At 45.8% G+C, this 7,453-nt stretch carries 7 protein-coding genes; 4 read left to right on the top strand and 3 right to left on the bottom strand.

Annotation, left to right across the window (positions count from 1 at the left end; translation table 11 throughout):
* The 3 genes from LUQ50_RS09360 to LUQ50_RS09350 all read right to left on the bottom strand — a co-directional run.
* A partial coding sequence (locus LUQ50_RS09360) for a PEGA domain-containing protein (RefSeq protein WP_300039487.1) occupies window positions 1-527 on the bottom strand: 527 nt, incomplete at its 3' end.
* A gap of 396 nt (window positions 528-923) precedes the next feature.
* Complete coding sequence (locus tag LUQ50_RS09355; RefSeq protein WP_300039486.1) at window positions 924-1,856, bottom strand: PEGA domain-containing protein; 933 nt, start codon at window positions 1,854-1,856, stop codon at window positions 924-926.
* A 138-nt stretch (window positions 1,857-1,994) separates the two neighbouring features.
* Entirely contained in the window at window positions 1,995-2,687 is a 693-nt protein-coding gene (locus LUQ50_RS09350) for a hypothetical protein (protein ID WP_300039485.1), read from the bottom strand.
* A gap of 230 nt (window positions 2,688-2,917) precedes the next feature.
* Here LUQ50_RS09350 and LUQ50_RS09345 point away from each other — a divergent pair, with 230 nt between their 5' ends.
* The 4 genes from LUQ50_RS09345 to LUQ50_RS09330 all read left to right on the top strand — a co-directional run bounded on the left by LUQ50_RS09345 (window position 2,918) and on the right by LUQ50_RS09330 (window position 7,416).
* Window positions 2,918-3,211 carry a hypothetical protein gene (locus LUQ50_RS09345; RefSeq protein ID WP_300039483.1) on the top strand — a complete coding sequence of 98 codons (294 nt, stop codon included), beginning with the start codon at window positions 2,918-2,920 and terminating at the stop codon, window positions 3,209-3,211.
* 98 nt (window positions 3,212-3,309) lie between these two features.
* Entirely contained in the window at window positions 3,310-4,896 is a 1,587-nt protein-coding gene (locus tag LUQ50_RS09340) for a tetratricopeptide repeat protein (RefSeq protein WP_300039481.1), read from the top strand.
* 28 nt (window positions 4,897-4,924) lie between these two features.
* Window positions 4,925-6,085 (top strand): hypothetical protein, encoded by a 1,161-nt coding sequence (locus tag LUQ50_RS09335; protein WP_300039479.1) that lies wholly within the window; start codon window positions 4,925-4,927, stop codon window positions 6,083-6,085.
* A 44-nt stretch (window positions 6,086-6,129) separates the two neighbouring features.
* Window positions 6,130-7,416, top strand: a complete 1,287-nt coding sequence (locus LUQ50_RS09330; protein WP_300039477.1) for a PKD domain-containing protein — start codon at window positions 6,130-6,132, stop codon at window positions 7,414-7,416.
* Window positions 7,417-7,453 lie beyond the last annotated feature (37 nt).

Raw genomic sequence — 7,453 nt, 5'->3', positions numbered from 1 at the left:
GGCATGGTTACCCTGACCAGCCTGCTTCCGGATTTTACTGTTCGAAGTGTCATGATCCCTGACTGCCCGATAACCCCGACAGAAATGTTATCAACGCTGACTGTGGAGCCGGGTGGGCTGACCGCAAGCGAGAGAGTTCCCGTGAGATTCAAAGGAAGGACCTGTAAGATCCCCCGAACAACCTTTGTCTCTCCTACTTTTGGGTTTTGTACAAGAGTTTCCTGATATGATGAGTACCCGGGTGCTTCAATACGGAGTTGATGCTGAATTGTTTTATCATATACCTGCACGGGGACCTTCAAAATACCATCATGTATTGTTCCTACTCTCTGATCATCAAGAAATACACCTGCCCCTTCAACATTGGATCTGAACTCGAAGAAACCATCTCCAATTGGAGTAGTCTGAACCGGATCACTTTTTCCTAATTGAGTACCTGAATTGAACATGGGATCCGCAACACCGATCACATTCACAATCAGAGAAAGAAAAATCATGAGAAGAAGACTTTTAATTACATGACTCATTGAACCCACCTAAATTCTGTTGTTACCTCTGACAGCCAGGGAGAATGATATCCTGTGTCGCCAGTAAGAAGATCTGCGGGAGGATAAGGTAAAATCTTTTGCAGATGGTAATTAGAGAGAAGAGTTCGGTGCAATATAATTGCACGTGTGTATTGTCTAGATTTCCAGATCCGTTATCCATGAAGTACAAGCGACAATCCTAGTCTGACCATCAGGGGATCTAACCAGAATTAGAACAACAACATGTCGGGTTGGTGATGAAGGAAGAGGGATCACCATCAAGTTGTATCATACCTGAAGAGTCAGACAGAGCTGATTCACCCGTGAGGACAGAAATTGAAAACAAGGTCAACTACGATGATTTAAGAGAGAGGAGTAAAAAGGGTCAGAGAACTCTCATTCCTTCTGTTTCCTGAACACCCATACACCCAGCAGACCACATAAGATTACCAAAACAATCAGTATCGTACAAATACCATACAATGCTGCAGTATTTTCCAGAGGGTTTGAAGAGATAGCAGGGGTAGTTTCTTCAGGGCAAATGGTGACCACCGTTGGAGGGAGGGAGACCAGTACAGCATCAACTTGATCTGTTTCTCCTCCCACCACTATGATCTCATTCGTCCACTCCTGATATCCTTCCCGGGTAATCCTGATCGTCTGATTACCAACCGGCACATCAGGAATGGTAAGAGGGGAGACACCCAGATATCGATTATTTATAAATATTCCAGAACCTTCCGGAGTAGAATTAATTACCAGATCACCGGATAGTGCCGGTTCCAACTTCACCCGGTATACCGTGACCGCATTTGAAGAAACATACTGTTGTTGAGTAATCGAGAGATTCCCTGCCCGCTTTACCGTGAACTGATAAAGGCCGGAAGGAACCGTCTGGATAAAGAGATTACCTGAGTCAGGAGTTTCTCCTTTCTTTTCACCATTGAGATAGAGTCCTGCCCCAGGAACTCCACACTCAAACGAGATTATACCCATCCCTTCGTATCCGGTTTTATTTAATTCAGCAGATACGGACACTGTCTTTCCAGGAATTAACGCTGGAAGCGGCCCGACATAGGTATGATATCCGGAATATTCAATGATGAAATTGGAGTACCGGGGAGTTGCCATCACATCAATAGGTATGACAATTGAGCCATTCTGAATAAAGCCCATGAAAACCTGATCCAAATACACCCGCGCCCCTTCTACAGGGGTCTGAATCTGGAGATACCCAACAGTTGCCAGATCAATCGTCTCATATTCAGCAGATGCAGGGATACCAGAGAAGAAGAGTACCGGCAAAACCAGCACTATAATAAAGAACACATGTCTGTTCACTACACATCAACCCTTCGCTCTTTGAGGATGGGTGCTCTGCAGTCATAACCTTTTTGAGATCTAAACAAATTTAGATTGAACAACCAAAAGGATTCATTCAGATAATTATTAAGGATGAGACGCAATTCAGTCCTCCTCCCATCGATGAGAAAGATTTTCGCTGGCTGATACGACATAACGGGGAACATCAGAAATAATCACGAGCAAAGTCGGATGGTCACAATAAGGACACTTCCCCTGACGAAGAGATTTCATCTCAATCATCTCATCAGAAGTGAGAGAACGGTAATCAATCACCTCACAGGATGTCTGGGGGAGGTTCATGAGTACCCCTGGGCTGAACTCGTGATGGCACTTCTGGCAGAATCCCCAGATGCCATACTGGATGACGATCCGGGTAAGACCCTCTTCTTCAAGATGGTGAATTACCGGGTGATTCTGATAAAAAATAAAGAATTTACGTATTGCAACTGGCAGCCCTGCATAAATTTTTAACGAACTGACATCTGAACCGGTCTTATAACCACCAGGAATATGTAATATATCACCACAACTCTGACACATTGGCTGACCACCAAGAATTGGGTGGATATCTTCAAGTGGCACAATGTTGAGAACTTCACAGACAGGGCAGGAAAAGAGAAGTGAACCATTTCTGGTCTTGACGTCAGAAACTGTTTTGTTTAGGGGGATCCTGATTTTTTTGATTGGATCCATCTTTCTTTCAGTATTCGGAGGAAGAATTGAACCTCCCTCTTCAGATCCATGGTCACACTCCTTTTCACCATGTGAGATCTGAAACCGGCTGAATATTCCCATTACTCACCACCCTGATGAATAATCGGGCGTTGATATGATAATACTGCTGAAATGTATCAGAAACCTGAACTAAAGTATTAAAACTGCCTAAAAATAGCCAGAACACAATAATGATTATAAGAGAGAGTTCTGAGTTTTTCCATGTGAACAAATATCTCAATAATACATGATTGAGATCCATTGGGGAAACCGTCGGATTCTTTATGCATATACATTTCTAATATATGGTGATGATTCGCAGATTCACATTATTCATAACATCCATTCTTTTTCTCTCCATAACGGTAATTGCTGCAGACATTGGTTCGGTTAATAATTCCACCACATCAGATTCTTTAAATCTTACCAATGCAACAGCCAACACAACACAGCAAGCCCTGCCTAATACCACTTCCCAGGAAATAACCGAAACTTCCCCAACTCCCACTACAAAACCGGTGTACAAACAAAGTATTGGAAGCGTGTATGAAGCAGACTACACTGAACCTGAACCCATGACATTCACCAGTTATCCCACATGCTGATAACCGGGAGTAAATCAGTGATTCATGAAGTTCTGTAATTTTCCTTGATTTTACAGAATCACCATATAAGTATCAGACAAAACTAATTTCCAGGTAGTATGGTATCCGAAGACAAATCAGGACAATTCAACCGGGGGTTGCGGGCATTCAGGTCTGGGGATTATCAGACTGCAGTTGAACTTCTTTCAGATGCAGTTGAGTATGAGGAGCAGAATGACCGGGCATGGAATGCACTTGGAACTGCTTGTGCCAAGATCGGAAGATATGAAGATGCGGACCTCTGTTTCGAAAACGCCCTGACCCTTGCACCGGATAATCCTATATATGTGAAAAATCGGAAAACCAATGTAAAACACCTGAAAAATCCCCCACTATTTTCTGAGAAGTCAGGAAAAACAGGCTTATTTGATCATATTCCATTTGATAAAATCCCAATCGATAAACCACTCGTGTTGATAGGCATCGGGGCAGGCCTGATCATCATCATCGTACTTACCCTGTTCGGTGTTCTCTCCCTCTTTTCGGCTCCTGCAGCGCAACAAGGGCCTGGAATAGTATTATCAGTGAACCAGAGCGGGACAGACATAATCCTCCTCAATGAAGGAGGGAGAGAGATTAAATCAGTTTCTTCATTCTCCTGGAAAGTGAATGATATCCCTATCGGCTCAGGAAAGCCGGATGATCCGGGTACTCTTAGTGTCACATCCGGATCTATTGCAGTTGCCCCTTTGTCCAGCCTCACCAGCACCAACCTAAGCGCTGGTTTGCGAGTGATGGTTATTGCTACCAATAAAGACGGAAGCTCAAGTGTGGTATTAAGTACCACACTTCCTCCCCCAGCTCCCGGAACTATCCCTATCCAGCCAGTCACTCCGGTTGCAACTCCAACACATCCCCCGAATCTCCCGTTATTTAAGTCAGGGGAGATAATTCAGGATACCAGTTCTCACATGTGGTGGCTAATTGCAACAACTCCGGTAAATGATACCTATGTCGTAACTCATGCAGCCCGCCTACCGAATGGAACATTCACCAGCCTTGATTCAACAACCACCAATATCAGTTTCATATCTTTTGAACCAGACAAGATCTCCATCGGAACCCGGGATTCGGGTGGAACTCCTGCAGGGTTATCAAGTGTGCTTCCCCCACCAGTCATTGGTATTCCCGCTACCCATCCCCAGCCGGCTTATACTTCAGGAGACCTGATCAACTCAGCACCGACAGGTGATGATGGGATGATGGTAATACTTGGATATGATCCGATTACGGATCAGTATCAGGCTGACACCATCTCAAAATATTATACCGGGGAATGGGGGTATCGTCTCAACACTACTCCAAAATGGTTTATCCGCCCAATTTTGGAGCAACAATTGTCACACCGTCCAGGTCGGATTACGATGAGTGATATCGGTATCGGAGCCGACTCGGCCCCACCCCGCACACCGGTTAAATATGTACCGGGAGATATAATCAGCCCGAATCCTTCAGGAGTAGAACGTGAGATCGTTATCATCGGATACAATAAGACCGATGATCAGTATCAGATCGATACTATCGCATCCGCATATGACGGGGGATGGAAAATGGCAGGAACACCTACCTGGGAAAAAAGGGTCTTTGTTGAGCGAAATAACCCCTATAAACTCAGAAAAATAGATCTTTCACTGGTCAGATCCTGATCTGCCTTTCAGTTCTCTTTTAGTACCAATGACACTTTGTATCTCATGTAAAGGAAAAGGCCTCTGTGGAAGGGAGCAGTGTCCGGTTATCCACCGTTTTCACGCACAGATGAAGACAATACCTAGAGCAGATTACGTGGGAACCAGTCCATCTATCTTCGTAGGAAGTTACCGGTATCCCCATGTCACCGCAGGCCCTCTGCTCACGAGCGATGGTGACCATCCCCCCGACTGGATAAATCGTGATCTTACTATTGCAGATATCGTTAGCATACGGGCACAGACCATTAGGGCTACGACTGTCCCACACCGATATGAGGAGAACATGCAGGAGATTGCAAGGTCAAGCATTCCTTTGGGAGTCGAAACAGCTTTTGAAAAGCCGATCTCTTTTGATCTCCGATTTGACGGAATGGTTGCACCGATGGGATTGACCGGAGACATCCGCTCATTCGATCTCCTCGATACCGCAAAGGTTGAACGGGTGGTGGAACGGATCACCAGTGATGCGGACCTTCCCGCTGCCGAAGCATGTCAGGAACTGACTCATAGCGGAACCGACACATACCGGATCATCAGCCTCATGTCTGCCGGTCTGCTTGGTACTGAAAAAGGGCGACACATGGTACCTACCCGGTGGGCGATTACAGCAGTTGATGACACCCTGGGGAAAAATCTGAAACCGCAGGTATTCCGGTTTACGGAATACCCCCAGATCAGCCTGTTCTACTCAAAAAAATTTGGTAACGCAATTGCGATCATCCTTCTTCCAGGAGACTGGCAGTTTGAGATGATCGAGATCTGGGGAAAACAGTCGCTGTGGGGCGGGGATCAGGAGACGATCATTGCTGACCATGAAGGGCGGACAAAAACCGGATACTCACCAATAACCGGGGCATATTACTCGGCGCGACTGGCGGTTCTGGAATATCTGACTAAAGTAAAGCGCAATGCCCGGGTGGTAGTAATCAGATGGATTACCTCTGAGTACTGGGCACCCCTCGGTACATGGGTGATCAGGGAAGTTACCCGCCAGGCCATGAGCTCAAACCCTGTTCATTATGAAACCGTCCCGGAGGTAACCACTGCAACATCAGCAACACTGGGTATGGATCGATGGGTTCCCCATAGTTCTCTCCTCGCCCAGATCCGTACACAACGAACTCTTACTGATTTCTTCAGAACATGACCACAGATTGATAGGTGCCAATTTCAAATCTGGTACAACACTTTATGGGATATCCATCATCATATCGCATCGCCGGAGTTGCTATTGCTATCTGTCTGGTTATCGCAGGTTTTATCACACTCATCGCGAATGCACCACAAAACCATGATGACAGCGAAAAGCCTGAACGCTCTGTAACCAAGGCGCTGGCAACACAAGAGGCCCGGAAAGAAGCGGTGAACCACACCGGGACCGTGGCTAACCAGATCAGAGTTCTATGGTATGATGAGATCGGAAGAACCTATACGTTTCATGATTATGAACGGGAACCGGGGATTACACCGGATACCTGGACAAGTTCAGATCTCCCTTCACCGGAGAACGGGACGCTGCAAAAAAAAGCAGCGATGATTCGGTTTCTTGAATGGGATGGATCAGTTGAACGAATGACCGGGACAAAATATCTCATTAATCAGGAGATGATAACAAATATTCTAAACAGTTATACCCTGATAGCCCCACCACCACCGGTACAACCCACACCCATCACAACTACTACACTTTCAACAATTCAACCGACATCAGATATCACTCCGGCACCCGGGATGCTTATCCCGACGATTAGTCATCCGTGCAACAACGGAGAGGGTATTATCCAGGTATCTTTCGGATACATCAACCGCCAAAAAAATCCGGTATCTGTTACTATTGGTGAAAAAAACAGGTTCACCCCTGGAGAATTTGATCGGGGACAACCTACCACTTTTCTCCCGGGAATTCATCAGGACGTCTTTTCGGTACGATTCCCTGCCAACGGAACTAACGTAGCATGGAATCTGATGGAAAAAACCGTTGGAGCAGGGGAAGTTCCCCGATTATATGCAGATTTCATTGTTGACCCGGTTTCAGGATATGCACCTCTTGATGTCAGGGTAATCGATCAATCGGACGGGGGAACACCTGAAGATCCACTGAGTGGGAACTGGAACTTTGGAGACGGTACAACCACAGATGGCTCTTCGGCAACTCATCGGTATGAATTTCCAGGAAAATATGAGATAAGACGCACCGTCAGCACTTCCTGCGGCATTGAAACCAGTTTAAAGTTACTCTCTGTCGAGAGGATTGCTTGTACCATTGAACCCGTCTCAGGGTCATCACGGATGTATCAATGTACAGATCAGTCCACCGGGGATCCAACAGTCTGGTTTTGGGATTTTAATGATGGGTTTTCATCATGGGATCAGAACCCGATTCATACATGGAAATCACCCGGAACCTATGCTGTCAGCCTGACAGTTTCAGGAAAGACCGGCTCTGGAACGACCGTTAAGAAGATAACCATCCAATGATGTAGGAAGGCACCTTTCAATGGGTTTATTTTGATGT

The organism is Methanospirillum sp., assembly GCF_028679455.1.
Lineage (GTDB): Archaea > Halobacteriota > Methanomicrobia > Methanomicrobiales > Methanospirillaceae > Methanospirillum.
Note: the sequence above shows the minus strand (reverse complement) of the source record. Positions and strands in the feature narration are given on the sequence as shown.